The sequence below is a fragment of the Chryseobacterium caseinilyticum genome (assembly GCF_014837145.1).
Lineage (GTDB): Bacteria > Bacteroidota > Bacteroidia > Flavobacteriales > Weeksellaceae > Chryseobacterium > Chryseobacterium caseinilyticum.
On the sequence record NZ_JACYFS010000002.1, the window covers coordinates 203,189 to 217,693 of the forward strand.

Here is a 14,505-nt window from a genome sequence, read left to right on the forward strand (position 1 = left end):
ACTGTATATTTACGGTGGTTTTTAATTTGAACATAATGACAAAAGGAGAACTTTATGATCTGAAGTATACGCTTTCAGATTTTATTTATCCAAGATTAAAAGAATTTAAAGAAAAAGTAGATAGTAAAAATGCACCTTCAATCCCTGATTTTTCAAATGTTGAGAATTTTTCTAACCAAACATCTTTTGCAGAAAAAGAAAAATATTGGAGTGAGATCTTAAGTAAAATGATTATTCCTTTTGAATATCACGTTGATCCCGAAAAATTTAAACATCTGGAGTTTGAAGAAATTAATGAAAAAGTAGAACTTGGATTAAAGCTTTTTGCAGAGTATTTTGTAAATCTTTGGTTTTAGTTATGGACTATTTTGTTTACGCTCTCGAACATATTTATACAGACGATACCCACCGTGACAGTAAGTTTTTAGGATATTTTGATGATCTCTCTGAAATCGAAAAAGAAAAGCAAAGGTTATTGTTTTTTCGAGGATTTTCAGATTATCCTCACGATTTCCATGTGAAAAAAATAGGACTGAATAAAATTAACTGGCAAAATGGCTTCACAGAAGTTGTTGGTGAAATTGGACGGGATTATTTACCCCAAGATGATTTTATTCCAGATTATAGTCAGGTAGTTACGAAGCTGAATTTAAAAACAGTTTTTAAAGTAAGTCATGTTTATACAATTCATGCATTTTTGGATGATGAGAGAGAAATAGGAGTTTTTTCTGACAAAAAAATAGCAAATGATGTTGTGAATTTCCTTCAACAAAAAGTTGGCTTCGACGAATATCCTGACGATTTTATTATTACCGAAATTATGTTGAATGATTGGCAATGGAGTGCGGGATTTGAATAGTTTTATTAATAAAACTTGAACTTTTCAATTCATCAATATCAAAAAGCAAAAAAAGCGCTCATACAAATGGATGACGAGCGCTTCAATCAAATTATATGGAATTCAATTAGGAATATCTTCTGCAGATGTACTCTACATTGGTATTCAGTAATTTATTTTTGTTGAGGAAATATTCCAGATTCTGAAATTCTTCCGTCGTCGTATTCAGGTAAAGTTGAAAAGAGCCGAAATCGGTGCCGTTGACATATTCCACATCTGCATTCAAAACCCTATAACACATCCCCATCTGGTTGCAGATCACGTTGAGGAGATGATCAAATTTCATTTTCCCGTTCAGTTCCACTTCAAGAACAATTTCTTTTTTGCTGATGCCCGGTTTTTGGGATAAAGACTGCAGATTTCGTGTAATCATGTTTTGGTGATTTTTTTAGGTGAATGACTCAATTCCTTTGTACATAAAGTTTTATTTTGTTTTAAATACTTAGCAAAAATATAAAAAAATATTAGTCCACCAAATTTGTAGACTAATAATTTCTAAACTTTAACAAAAAAAGAAACCCGTGATGGATTTCTTTCGTATTGAATATGTTCTAAGTCTGCTTCTATTCCCGCAGACTACACAGATTTAGCGGATTTATTATAAAGAATTTCTGCAAAATCAGCAAATCGCCGAAAGTAAATCCGCAGTATTATACCCTGTAAGAACCTTTAAAGAACTTTAATTCTGATTAATTTATCTGAACCGGCGAGTCCGTTGGGATTACAGCCCAATTCACCTTCGGGGACTTTCAGATTTTTTTTGTTGTAAAAATCCTGCCAGAACTCATTCGTTTTTCGGGTTTTAGGATCGATGAATGTCATCGGTTCAAGTTTAAAAATTTGGTTTTCCCTGAAAGCTCTTTCAATAAAATCTGAACAGTAGTAAGAGTTTTCATCTAAAATATAATTAAAATTATATGGCTTTCCCAACATCAAATCTGCCATCGTCAACGCATTTGGAATCGTTTCCTGAAAACCAGGTTTCAAACGGTACACTACAATATTTTGCTGATCTTTTTTCTGATCGTTAATGAAATCATTCAGATTCTGTCTATTTGAACCATTTTGAGGAGAAGCATGAAGAACAGAATATTGCCCGTTTTTAATTTCTAAAATTCCGATATGATCAAATTTTTCGGTTTCTTTTTTCTGTGTGACATTATTAATAGCTCCCGATAATCCGGAATTTTTTGCCGTTACAAAAAGCAGATCACCGTTTTTTAAATCAGATTTAATACCTGATGCGCAGCTGCTGAGCGATAAAATAATAATTAAAAAAGCAAAAAGCCTAACGTTGAAGATTTTTCTCATAAAGCTCGATCCAGTTTTGTAAATTCATTTTTTTACTCAGTTCACCAATCAGTTCAAAAGGAATTTCATTCATATTTTTAAACCTCACACACGATTTTCCCATATCCAGTTTTCTTTTCGAATGTTTCGGGAATTCTTCTATAAACCAGTTCAGAATTTCAGGATTGGCGTACATTCCCATGTGATACAGCGCAATGAAATTTTTCTGAGAAGCCAATGACAAAAACGGAAGAGGCTTTCCCGGAGTGCAGTGATATCCCGAAGGAAATGTTTCCAAAGGAACATTCCAGTTGATCATTCCGCCACTGTGGGTTTCTTCAAAACCTTTAGGAAGATTTTCTCTGATGGTATTGTATAATTTTCTGAACGTTTCCTGCCTTTCTTCAGGTATATTTGATAAATATTCTTCTACAGAATCTGCCGGAATTTGCATAGCTATATTTTTTTTCAAATTAACAAAATTTAAATCAAACAAAAAACGGCTGCACAAAATGCACAGCCGTTCGAAAATAATAATTCAAAAATAATTCTACTTTTTAATGACTTTCACGCTTTTCTGCGATCCGTCTTTGAACTGTAGATTTAATATGTATAATCCGGCATTCAAATTACTTAGATTAATCTGTGCTTCAGGATTTTCAATTGTTTTAAGAGTTCTTCCAGATACATCGCTCACTCTGATAGATTTAATATCTTTAAATTCTGAGATATTAATGATATCGTTGAACGGGTTTGGATATACCTTAACAGCCTTTTTAGCACCCACAACATCATTAGTTGAAAGCGTAGGATTTTGCTTCACTTCAATATTATCCAGTAAAACATCATCGTAGAAATAACTGTTTCCATTTACATTTTTATTTACATTAAATCTTACCTGTATTGTGGCTCCCACATAAGAAGCTGGCAAATCTATACCTACCGTTCTCCATGTGTTCGCATTTGATTTCTCTGAAAAGAAAGTTACCCATCCATTCCCGTCATTTACCTCTACAGTAAGATTATTATCATCATAAGTTGATGGTGTAACCGTTGTTGTAGCTGATGTTGAATGATTTTTAAACCATTCAAATGATATGTATGGTGATGAAAGTCCTGCCAAGCTGATTTGTGGTGTAGTTAGATATATCGTGTTGGTTCCTGCTCCGGTGTAAGGTACGCTTGCGTCTACCCAAGCATATGTTCCTGCGGGTCTTCCGTTATTTGCTAAACTTGCTCCATATCCTGCACTTCCTGAGAACATCCATAATAAATAAATATTTGTAGATGATGGATTAGCATTTGTCCAGCAATTAGGAATAGTTCCGTTATCAAATGTCTGAGTAAAAGGTGCTGTGAAAGTGGCACAAGCAGTTGTAAATGTTACAGGGCCATACCATGTACTTTTATCTATTGTACTGCAAGCTGATCTTACCCAAACAAAATAATTGGTTGCAGATGCAAGTCCATTTAAAGGCGCTGTAAGTGTTGTGCTGGTCCCTAGCGGTACAGTTGTTGCCGTTGGAGCAGTGTTTGTTGTAGAGTAATAATATTCATATCCGCTAGCGGGTGCAGTAGAAGGTGCAATCCATGAAATAGTTGCTGAGTAAGCCTGTACATTTGATGAAGAAAGACCTGAAGGAGCGAAACAGCTCGGTTTAGGCTCCCAATATACATCATCCCAATAATATAATTTTCCGTCTGCTGTGTTTCTTATTGCTAATCTTGCGTTAGCTGGTACAGTAGCCGGTACAACTACACCATACTCTGCGTCGGGGCTTGTGTATGCGGAATTATTAATGGTTAATGCCTGTAAAAGTGTGAAAGTTGATGCATCTGTTGGGTTGGTTACATATCCCACATTTAAAGTTCCTGACGGTACTGTAACTCTGGCTTTAAACCGTAACCAATGTGTTCCTGCATTGATATTGCTGAATTCAGGCAGAACAACCGTACTTGGTGTCTGAGCAGATGTATTTGTCTGATATATGTTTCTGGTTCCGGAAGCTGGTGTAGTTGTACTAATTGACATTGTACCGTTTACAAAGTTTCTAACCCAGCAGTCAGGTACAATATTTCCCGTTCCATATGAATCGAAATTTTCAGACAAAGATGTCACAGGACCACACAGTGTTTTAAAAGTACCGGAGAATGACCAGGCGCTCTGAGCAGTTGCAGTGCTGCAATTGGCTCTTACCCAGTAATAATATATTGTATTGGGAGTTAATCCTGGAATTGTAGTTGAGTTCCCGGTAATACCCGTTAAGTTCGGTGTTGAAGCACTTGTAGGTGCAGTATTAGTTGTACTGTAATAGATCTGATAGGTTGTTGCAGTTGTTCCAGTGGCCGGTGTCCAGGATACATCTGCTGTATTTTGAGTAAGTGTGCCAACGGCATTTAACGTTGGAGGCAAACAGTCAGAATAGGCGTCAGCAGAAAATGCAAAGATATTTGGATAACCGTTTACTGTTGTGTTAGTTTTTGTAATCGTTACACTTTGTATGAACTTTGTCTGATTGGCAGCATCAATATTGATAGCCGACTGGTACATTCTGGGATTGGTTCCGCCAGCAGGCTCCAGATCATTGGTGTTTCTGTTGATTCTACCGAGACCCTGGATGGCAAAGTTAGTTCCGTTGTACCAGTCAGGTATTGAAACTCCTGTAGCTTGCTGGGTGGTTCCATCAGAAAAATTAACCGTTATTGTAAGGGTTGATAATGCACTTCCGCTGGTAGAAAGCATATAAAGTTTAATTGCCTGCTTAGGAGTTGCAAAAGTTACAGTGCCAGTTAAATTTGCATTTGACAGTTTTAAAGAATTCGGAGAATTGAGATCGGCTAACTGATAGCTTAGCCCTGGTGTAGAAGTTACTACAGAATTTATAATTCCGTTGGTTGGAACTCCGTAAGTGATTGGAGTGCTTGTCGCCGTAGCCAAGAAATCTCTTGCCACAAAAGCAAAGGAATCACCATCGAGGATTGCAGAAGTAGAGCTGAGTGCAGGTCCCGTTCCGTTAGCAATTACATCTTCATTAAAACCTGAAGCAATCGGCATTGTTTGATAGTTCTGTGCAAATGCGAGGGAGCTTACAGCAATACCCAACACACCCAGCACACGAGCTGGTTGAAATTTGTTCATAAAATACAGTTTATTAAGTTTGCCGTAAAACTATGAAATAAATCAATACAAAGAGTTTTAATTTTAAATATTTTTAAAAGATTTTTCAATAACGGTAAATTATAGATAATGTGTAACCAATTGCATTGTGAAAATACTTTGATATAAAGAACTATTAACATATTTGTCATAAATTCTATGTGAAGCATTGTATTTGGTTCTTTCGTAATTAAATTTTAAAGCATGACAAAATAATTTGCTATTTTTGCGGTTACAAAATCCTTATAATGCCAAACATCTCCAACAGAGCTCAGAATATGCCGGCGTCACCGGTTAGAAAGCTTGTTCCATTTGCCCAGAAAGCAAAACAAAACGGTACCAAAGTCTATCACCTAAACATCGGTCAGCCAGATATCGAAACACCCGAAACAGCATTGAATGCGTTAAAAAATATCGATCTCAAAGTACTGGAATATGCACTTTCTGAAGGTAATTTAGAATACAGAACAGCTCTGAGAGATTATTATCATACCCTTGATTTTACTGATCTCACCACAGATAATTTCATCGTAACCAACGGTGGTTCGGAAGCTTTAAATTTTGCCATCTCAACACTTTGTGATGATGGCGATGAGGTGATTATTCCTGAGCCATACTATGCAAATTACAATGGTTTTACAAGCACTTTTAATGTGAATGTAGTTGCAGTTCCATCCACAATTGATACTGGTTTTGCACTTCCTCCGATTGAAGAATTTGAAAGAAAAATTACTGCAAAAACGAGAGCAATTGTCATCTGTAACCCTGGAAATCCTACCGGTTATCTTTACACCCGTGAAGAACTTCAGCAGCTTGCAGAAATTGCTGTAAAATATGATATCGTAATTATTTCTGACGAAGTTTACAGAGAATATGTTTACGATGGAAAACAGCAGATATCAATGCTCGAATTTCCTGAACTGGCAGAAAACTGCATCATCATCGATTCAGAATCCAAGCGTTATTCAATGTGTGGGGTGAGAATCGGCTGTCTGGTTACACGTTCCAAGAAAATTCACGATGCGGCAATGCTTTTTGCTCAGGCAAGATTGAGTCCGGTTTTGTTGGGTCAGATTGCAGCAGCAGCAGCTCATCAAAATGACGGTGCTTACATCAGAGCAGTGAGAGAAGAATATACACACAGAAGAAATGTTTTGGTAGAACAGTTGAACGCTATTCCGGGAGTAATCTGTCCAAAACCAAAAGGTGCTTTTTACTGTGTAGCTGAACTTCCTGTAGATGATACTGAGGTTTTTGCACAGTGGCTTCTTGAAAAATATACCAACAAAGGCGAAACGATTATGGTAGCTCCTGCAGGCGGTTTTTATTCTGATCCCGAATTAGGCAAAAAGCAGGTGAGAATTGCTTATGTTCTTAAAGAGCAGGATCTCCGCAGAAGTGCAGAAATCCTCAGAGATGCACTGGAAAAATACAATCTCGAAAAATAATTTTTTGATTTAAAAATACATGTCAGCAATAAAAATATTTGGTTTGAAATCTTTCTTTCCTCTGCTTTTACTGCTGATTTTTTCATGTTCAGAAACGTCAAAATCTGAGAAGAAAAATACAGGAAACGAAAGAGTTGAGTACATTGTTTTTTCAAGAGTAGGAGGTAGAGGCGGAAATTATAAAACCATCAGAGTAACTCAGGATTCCGTGGTTTTGTCGCTCGGAAATACCTCGAAAAACCTTCATAAGATCTGGAAAAAAGCACTGTCCGATAAGGTCAAAGCAGAGCTTTTCGGAAAACTGAATGTCAATCAGTTATCTTTCATCAAAAGTTCTGAAAGTATTCAGGCTCAGGATGGCGCTGATGAAACTTTTCAAATCAAAACCAGCCGCACTTCCTATGTTTTTGTGAATGCCTACAATGACGAATACAATTACCGCCAGCTCGAAAATTTTAAAACACAGTTAAAAAAAATAATTCCTAAAGAATTTCAACCATTATGAAAGAAAATTTTTCTTTAAAACCTTTCACAACTTTTGGTGTAGAAGCTAAAGCAAGATATTTCGTGGAAGTAAATTCTGCAGAAGAACTCATTGAAACCCTTCAATCCTCCAACTCTCCAACTCTCCAACTCTCAAGCGCTACAATGGGTCATCCTAAGCTTGTCGAAGAGCTTCAACCTTTATTTCTCGGAGGTGGGAGTAATATTCTGTTTACCAGAGATTATGACGGTTTGGTTATAAAATTAAATTTAAAAGGAATTTCTGAAGAGGTTTTAAATGAAAATGAAGTGTTGGTCACGGCTCAGTCTGGGGAAAACTGGCACGAATTCGTCTTATACTGTTTGAGTAAAAACTATGGCGGACTCGAAAATCTTTCGCTGATTCCGGGAAATGTGGGAACATCCCCGATGCAGAATATTGGTGCTTACGGAACCGAAATCAAGGATACTTTTGTAAGCTGTAAAGTTTTAAACATTGAAACCCGCCAACTAGAAACTTTCGATCTTGAAAAATGCAGATTCGGGTACAGGGATTCTATATTTAAGAAGGAAGGGAAGGGGAAATACGTAATTCTGGAAGTAACGTTTAAATTAACTACGCAAAATCACGCCATCAAAACCGAATACGGAGCCATTACAACTGAACTTGAAAATCTTGGGATTTTAAATCCAACCATTCAAGATATTTCTAAAGCGGTGATCAATATCCGTCAGAGCAAACTTCCTGATCCTAAAGAACTGGGAAATGCCGGAAGTTTCTTTAAGAATCCTACAATTCCTCTGGCTCAGTTTGAAGATTTAAAATTTAAATTTGAAAATATTCAGGGCTATCCGAACGGAGATTTTGTGAAAGTTCCCGCCGGCTGGCTCATCGAGCAATGTGGCTGGAAAGGAAAACAGATCGGGAATGTGGCTTCACACAAACTTCAGGCTCTTGTGATTGTCAATGCAACAGGAAATGCTTCAGGGAAAGAAATTTTCGATTTTTCAACACTGATTATCAATTCGGTAAAGGAAAAGTTTGGAATTGAACTGGAAAGAGAGGTGAATATTCTCTAAAGTTTTCAACGTTTTAAAAAATAAAAAAAGCATTCTTTTAAATTTAAAAAAGAATGCTTTTTCTATGAAAATATGAAACTAAAATTAAGGATTCGAGATAATCAAAGTTGAAGGAATATCAGACAGCCACAAACTTTTGGAATCAATCAGTCCGCGCCAGCTTTTCTTGCTGATCAGCATCAGATTCTGAGCCTGCAGAAATTCCTTTTCAATCTGTTTTTCGTTATATAAAGTGATGTGGTTTGGAGCAACCTGCTCGATGCTTCTGATGAGTTCTTTTACCTCAATATTATTTCTGATCTGTCCTGCCACATCGAGAATAATAATTTGAGAATTGTTATTGTTAATCAGTCTTTTTGCGTATTCCAAAAGATAAAAATCACTTAAATTAAAGATTGGAATAAAAACCCTGTCCGCTGAATTGAATTTTCTGTCCACCAAAACGCCCACCGGAATATTGGTATTATCTAAAATCTGCAGCGTAGAATCGTCGAATGGCGAATTGTTGAAAATATTACTCTTTCCTTTTACGGTATTCAGTAATTTTTCTGGATTGATAATTTTTGTAGTAAATCCTAAAAGTCTTCCCAGCAAACTTCCTTCGTACATCGATTTCCCAAGCATAATCAAAAGAAGATCGTAATTTCCTTTGTTTGAAATGTTGGTCAGATCATTTTCCAGATCTGTGGAAGCTTTAAAAAGTGTCGTCACTTCCAGCGAAAGTTCTTCTGAAGTTTCAATCACATTTTTAAACTGTTCTTTCTCAAAATCTTCAATGTCAAAAGCGTGCAGTTCGTCTACCGGAGCAATGTTCATGGCGGTTATGCTTTTGTTGCCATTCATTTTATTGGTCAGATTATCGGCGAGTTTTAAAAGTGTACTTCCTGATTCAGGTGTTTCAAATGATAAGAGAACTCTGTATTTTGCATCGTTATCTTCGTCATCTTCCTCCTCAAGTGAAGATTTTTTTCCTTTAAATAAATAATTAATAAGGTCGAGACATGGCCCTGTCATAAATGTGGTAAATAATGCCATGATGACGAGCATTGCAAACAGTTCCGGTCCTAAAACACCTAAGTCATAACCGATATTTAAAACGATTAGTTCTGTTAAACCTCTCGTATTCATCAGAGCACCGATGGTAAGGCTGTCTTTCCAGCTCAGTTTAAGGAATTTCGCTGTGAGCGCACTTCCGACAAATTTACCGACCACAGCAGTCAGAATAATAAATCCGCCGATTTTCCACAGGTGTGGATCGTTTAATAATCCAATCTGTGTTCTTAAACCGGTAAATACAAAGAATAACGGAAGAAGTAAAACAAGTGCAACATCCTCAATTTTTTCAATGAAAAGATTTCTGAATTTTACATTTTCAGGCATAATCGCGCCGGCCATAAATGCTCCGAATAATGCATGAATTCCAATAACTTCTGTTGCATATGCAGAAATAATTAAGATAAGGAAAAACACAGCCACCAGACCTTTGTTGATAAATCCTTTTCCCTTCTGAGATTCTGCAATCCTGTGCAGGAAAGGTCTTACCGCTTTGATCATAATGAAAACGTACACAACTGCCATGATAATCACGAAAATCGATCCTGAAAAAGATCCTGCTTTTACTACAGCAATTACCGCAGCCAGAATACACCACGCCGTAATGTCATCCGCCGCAGCACAGGTGATAACGACGGTTCCTATTTTTGTTTTATGAAGATTTCTTTCCTGTACAATTCTTGCCAGAACGGGAAAGGCGGTTATGCTCATCGCAATCGCTATAAAAAGGGCAAAGGAACTGAACTGAATTCCTTCCGGAGCAAATTCCTTGTAGATAAAATAAGAAAGCCCGACACCTAAGGCAAACGGAATAATGATACTCGCGTGACTGATAACTACCGCGTCATGCGCTTTTTTTCTGAGAACACTCAGATCGAGCTCCATTCCGACAATGTACATGAAGAGAATCAAACCTATCTGACTTAAAAACTGTAAGTTTCCTAAAGATTCTTTCGGGAAAATAAAGCCTGAAAGTTCTGGAAAATACATTCCGAAAAGAGACGGCCCCAGAACAATACCCGCAATCATTTCTCCGATTACCGAAGGCTGTTTAAGTTTAATACAAATCCATCCGAACAGTTTGGCAACAATGATAATCGTTACAATCTGTGTAAGCAGCAGTGCAAGCGGATGGTGAAGGTTTGATAAAAAAGAGTCGGTAAATGTTTCCCACATCGTGTCGCCGGTGACTTTTGCAGGTGGTATATTTTCTCCTATTTCGAGGGTTTTTCCTTCCACGAAAAACCAGTACATCAATGCCGAGAAAAAGACAATCGTTGCAACATAAAAAATAATATTTCTATATTTTCCCATGATCATTCAGTCATTTTTATTAAAGTGTAAATTTCTTAAGAATAAACGGATGTTTGAACCTGTTTTTTTTGAAATGTAATGAATACTAAGAATAATGTAATGAAACTTATCTGAATCTGTATCCCAATCCTACACCCATTTTCCAACTTCCATTCGCTGTTGAGGTCTTGGCGTTGTAGTAAAACGGAATCTGCAGTACCAATTTTTTATAAACCACAGCAAATCCTGCTCCCAGAGTCGGCATCACGGCACTGTTTTTTGTTCCGGACGAGCGGTCTTCTTTAATCCGCAAAGAGGGAAGCATTCCCAGCATTAATTTTAAATTGTGCTGTGTAAAACTGACATTCGGACCTGTAAAATTTAAAAAAGCTCCGTGGTCGACATAACCGGCAACGGCAACTCCGTCAAAAAAGGAAACTTTTATACTGGAATCTTTTTCCTGACAGAAGCAGAGACTGGAAATACAAATTACTGTTCCTAAAAGAATTTTTTTCATGATATTTCATTTAATCAAGGCACAAAAGTAGTGGCAGTAATTGTTTTCTGAAATACCGATGTAATAAAGACGCAGGATTCTGCAGTGAAAAGAGGAAGATTTGAAAAGACCTTACTTCCCAAACATTTCCATCAGAGAATTTCTGTAGATTTCACCAATCTGAAGCTTTAAAAACTGATCAGATTCAGTAGAAATTGTAGTGATAATCTCGTTGGTGGATAAAACTTTAACAGATGACAGTGCGATGATCTCTTTTTTGTTAACCTGCGCAAAATCTTTCGCCGGAAGCATCTCGAGAAGTGATTTGAAATTAAGATTTTTCAGAACAATCACAGTTCCATCCTTCAGAATAATATCTTTGTCGCGGCTGTCGATTTCCGAAGTTTTGATGTAGGCAATCTGCTCCGTGAAAATGGTGGACTTGCCGATGTTGGTGTTCCACTCGATGAAATCTTTTCTGTGGGTTGTTGCCAAAAGATCTGCTGCTTTTTCAAATGCCTGAATCAATCTTTCTTTTTTGATGGGCTTTCTTACATAATCTACAACATTCAGATCAAAAGCTTCGGCTGCGTATTCTTTGTAGGCGGTGGTAAAGATGATTTTTTTTGAACCAGAAATCAGTTCGGCAACCTGTAAACCCGTCATTCCGGGCATTTCAATATCTAAAATACAGAGATTGCAGTCGATGTTTTCTATTTCACTGAGGAAAATTTTGGGATCGTTGAAAACTTTTACAACTTCCACGTTTTCTATCTGTTCGCAGAGAAGTTTCAGGTAGCTGATCGCCAGCAGTTCGTCATCAAGAATAACGCATTTTATCATAGAATTCGCCTAAATTGATTGTTAATTCTGCCGTGAAGATACCGTTTTTTGAGTTTTTCTGTAGCGTGTAAAAATTATTATAGATCATCTTCAATCTCTGATCCAGCGACTGACTTCCGAATCCGCTATGGTCTTTGTGAAGTACATTTTTAAGGGAAGCTTTGTTGGTGACCTTCATTGAAAATATTCCGTCACTGAGCTCCAGCTGAATTGAAATAAAAGAATCCTGAGCTAAAAAATCGGTGTGTTTAAAGGCATTTTCAATTAAATCTACAGAAATCAGCGGGGCAAAAACTTTTTCTTCAAATACAGAATCAGATTTATCAATTTTAGATTTAATTCTGAAATCAAAAAGCGGATTGACCTTGATTTTATTAATTTCGATAAGGCTTAAAGCAAAACTGAGTTCTTCTTTCGGGCTTACGAATTTGTTGTTGCTTTCGTAGAGGATATAATCCAGAACATTTGCCAGTTTATCAAGCGACATGTAGGTTTGATATGCATGAGACTGAACTGAATTCAAAATATTTTTAAACAAATGCGGATTCAGTTTCGTTCCGATATGTTCCAGTTGAACTTCATTCAATCTGTTCTGAATCAGTTTGTTGCTTTCAGAAAGCTTTAAATTCTTATTTTTCAGCCTTTGATTTCGACTGAAAAGATAAATGGAAGCCGTTAAAAAAATAAAAATGGCAAAAACTCCGATAAAAATCAGATAATCCTGAATAAGATAGAGGTTGCCGTCCATATATTTTAAACAAATTTCAGATAATTTACCTGAGCTTTTTCAAAGAATTTAAAACAGCATTTTCCTCACACTTCTCAAACGTAATTTCGTATCTCGGATTTTTCTCAGGATAAGTCATCAGATAACTCGGGCAGGGCTTTTGCTGAGCTTTGCTGCGGTCAAAATCTATTTTTCCTAAAGTAATGATGCTGTCTTTTAAGAATTTTTCATTCACTTTTAAAGCTTCCATCTCAGCTTTGAAAGTTTCAGAATATTTAAAATCTTTAGATAAAGTTTCGGCGATTACGCGGCTGTTGGGAAGGTATCCGCTGCAGCTTGCGCCTTTTTTATTGAGTACAAAAAATACAATGATCAGTCCGGGAATAAGCCCGAATGCAAAAAATTTGATTTTTCTCATTTAGAAAAGTAAAAGATTGATATCATGATAAGTAAGACCAAAACGGTCGCAGATCACTTTTTTGGTATGGCGGCCTTTGTACATGTAAAGGCTTTGTTTCATTTCGTTTTTTCTGAGGAGCATATTTTCGAAACCGCCTTCTTCATCGTAGTTTAAAAGGTAAGACAGGAAGAAATTGGAAATGGCCTTGGTAGTCGTTCTCGGCATTTTTGATGTCAGATTCGGCAGTCCGCAGTGAATTACACCGTGCTTGATGATGTAAGGATCTTCCATTGTGGTCAGTTCTGAAGTTTCAATCACTTTACCGTTATCGATGGTGATGTCGATGATCACAGTTCCTTTTTTCATTTTTGAAACCATTTCTTCGGTCACAATCGGGTTCGAATTCATTCTTGGAAGTGCTCCGATAACCACGTCGGCACGTCTGAGTGCTTTTTTAAGTTCCTTGGGATCGATGATCGAGGTCGGAACTCGGCTGTCTACCAAAGTGTGAAGTCTTCTTAATTTTGAAAGTGAATTATCAAAAACCCTGACACTTGCACCCAAACCAATAGCTGCTTTGGTCGCAAATTCACCGACGATTCCTGCTCCGATGATAACTACTTCTGTGGGTCTCACTCCCGTGATTCCTCCTAGCATTAAACCGTTGGAAAGAGCGAGCAATTCTGATGCGTATAAAATAGAAACTGTACCAGCAATTTCGCCAATTAATCTTACCAGGGCAAGTTGATTGTACTCATCGAAAATAAATTCAAAAGCGATGGCATTGATTTTTTTCTGAGCCAGTCTGCAGAAGTAATCTTTATCTCTGAGGTTAATCTGTAAAGCAGAAACCAGATAAGTATGAGGCTTGAAATACTCTATTTCTTCGTCTGTAGGCGGATTAATTTTTAAAACCAAATCCTGCCCGAATGCTTCCTTGGGATCATCAGTAATTCTCGCTCCCGACTCAGAGTACTGAAGATCGGTAAAAAAAGATCCCTGTCCGGCACCGGATTCTATAATGATCTCATGGCCATGCTCTACCAAAACCTGCACAGCATCGGGTGTGATGCAAGTACGCCTTTCGTTGAGGCAGGTTTCTTTGGGAATTCCTATACTGAACTGTTTACCTTTTTTGATGACTTCGAGTTTCTCTTCTTTCGGCATCAGTTCTTCTTCGGTAAACGGAGTAAAAATATTGGTGGTGCTCATTTTTTAAGGTGGATTTTGACTGAAAATATTTTAAAAATCAATCGGTTTCACAAGGCAAATATACAGATTAAGTCGCTGATAGCAATTAGCTTTTTGCTATCTGCTTTTTCAAACCCATCTTTTAA

15 protein-coding genes are annotated in these 14,505 nt (G+C 37.0%); 5 read left to right on the top strand and 10 right to left on the bottom strand.

Annotated elements, in window-relative coordinates:
• Nucleotides 1–35: 35 nt before the first annotated feature.
• The gene (locus IC610_RS09015) at nucleotides 36–356 is read left to right on the top strand and encodes a hypothetical protein (RefSeq protein ID WP_191736562.1); all 321 of its coding nucleotides are present in this window, start codon (nucleotides 36–38) and stop codon (nucleotides 354–356) included.
• 2 nt (nucleotides 357–358) lie between these two features.
• Entirely contained in the window at nucleotides 359–859 is a 501-nt protein-coding gene (locus IC610_RS09020) for a hypothetical protein (protein ID WP_191736563.1), read from the top strand.
• Nucleotides 860–965: 106 nt separating this feature from the next.
• Here IC610_RS09020 and IC610_RS09025 read toward each other — a convergent pair whose 3' ends face one another.
• From IC610_RS09025 to IC610_RS09040, 4 genes are all read right to left on the bottom strand, one after another.
• Nucleotides 966–1,271, bottom strand: a complete 306-nt coding sequence (locus IC610_RS09025) for a cysteine methyltransferase (protein WP_056076882.1) — start codon at nucleotides 1,269–1,271, stop codon at nucleotides 966–968.
• 296 nt (nucleotides 1,272–1,567) lie between these two features.
• Nucleotides 1,568–2,209, bottom strand: coding sequence for a YiiX/YebB-like N1pC/P60 family cysteine hydrolase (locus IC610_RS09030; RefSeq protein WP_191736564.1), 642 nt, complete (start codon nucleotides 2,207–2,209; stop codon nucleotides 1,568–1,570).
• Entirely contained in the window at nucleotides 2,187–2,642 is a 456-nt protein-coding gene (locus IC610_RS09035; RefSeq protein ID WP_191736825.1) for a DUF1801 domain-containing protein, read from the bottom strand. Before IC610_RS09035 ends, IC610_RS09030 begins: the two co-directional genes overlap by 23 nt.
• Nucleotides 2,643–2,738: 96 nt before the next feature.
• Nucleotides 2,739–5,327 carry a fibronectin type III domain-containing protein gene (locus IC610_RS09040; protein WP_191736565.1) on the bottom strand — a complete coding sequence of 863 codons (2,589 nt, stop codon included), beginning with the start codon at nucleotides 5,325–5,327 and terminating at the stop codon, nucleotides 2,739–2,741.
• Between the two features lie 266 nt (nucleotides 5,328–5,593).
• Between IC610_RS09040 and IC610_RS09045 the strand changes: the two genes are divergently transcribed.
• The 3 genes from IC610_RS09045 to murB are packed head-to-tail and all read left to right on the top strand — an operon-like array spanning nucleotide 5,594 to nucleotide 8,356.
• On the top strand, nucleotides 5,594–6,793 hold the full coding sequence (locus IC610_RS09045; protein WP_191736566.1) for a pyridoxal phosphate-dependent aminotransferase: 1,200 nt from the start codon (nucleotides 5,594–5,596) through the stop codon (nucleotides 6,791–6,793).
• Between the two features lie 19 nt (nucleotides 6,794–6,812).
• Nucleotides 6,813–7,298, top strand: coding sequence for a hypothetical protein (locus tag IC610_RS09050; protein WP_191736567.1), 486 nt, complete (start codon nucleotides 6,813–6,815; stop codon nucleotides 7,296–7,298).
• Complete coding sequence (gene murB / locus IC610_RS09055; protein WP_191736568.1) at nucleotides 7,295–8,356, top strand: UDP-N-acetylmuramate dehydrogenase; 1,062 nt, start codon at nucleotides 7,295–7,297, stop codon at nucleotides 8,354–8,356. The genes IC610_RS09050 and murB overlap by 4 nt, the downstream gene beginning before the upstream one ends.
• Before the next feature lie 84 nt (nucleotides 8,357–8,440).
• Here the strand turns inward: murB and IC610_RS09060 are convergent, their stop codons facing one another.
• The 6 genes from IC610_RS09060 to IC610_RS09085 form a co-directional block, all read right to left on the bottom strand.
• A complete protein-coding gene (locus tag IC610_RS09060; RefSeq protein ID WP_191736569.1) occupies nucleotides 8,441–10,723 on the bottom strand; it encodes a cation:proton antiporter in 2,283 nt (760 codons plus the stop codon).
• A gap of 106 nt (nucleotides 10,724–10,829) precedes the next feature.
• Nucleotides 10,830–11,219 carry a hypothetical protein gene (locus tag IC610_RS09065; protein ID WP_191736570.1) on the bottom strand — a complete coding sequence of 130 codons (390 nt, stop codon included), beginning with the start codon at nucleotides 11,217–11,219 and terminating at the stop codon, nucleotides 10,830–10,832.
• Between the two features lie 111 nt (nucleotides 11,220–11,330).
• A complete protein-coding gene (locus IC610_RS09070; protein ID WP_191736571.1) occupies nucleotides 11,331–12,041 on the bottom strand; it encodes a LytR/AlgR family response regulator transcription factor in 711 nt (236 codons plus the stop codon).
• Nucleotides 12,019–12,789, bottom strand: coding sequence for a histidine kinase (locus tag IC610_RS09075; protein ID WP_191736572.1), 771 nt, complete (start codon nucleotides 12,787–12,789; stop codon nucleotides 12,019–12,021). The genes IC610_RS09070 and IC610_RS09075 overlap by 23 nt, the downstream gene beginning before the upstream one ends.
• A gap of 25 nt (nucleotides 12,790–12,814) precedes the next feature.
• Nucleotides 12,815–13,186, bottom strand: coding sequence for a hypothetical protein (locus tag IC610_RS09080; RefSeq protein WP_191736573.1), 372 nt, complete (start codon nucleotides 13,184–13,186; stop codon nucleotides 12,815–12,817).
• Nucleotides 13,187–14,380: an alanine dehydrogenase gene (locus tag IC610_RS09085; protein WP_191736574.1), complete on the bottom strand. Its 1,194-nt coding sequence runs from the start codon at nucleotides 14,378–14,380 to the stop codon at nucleotides 13,187–13,189.
• Nucleotides 14,381–14,505: the final 125 nt, after the last annotated feature.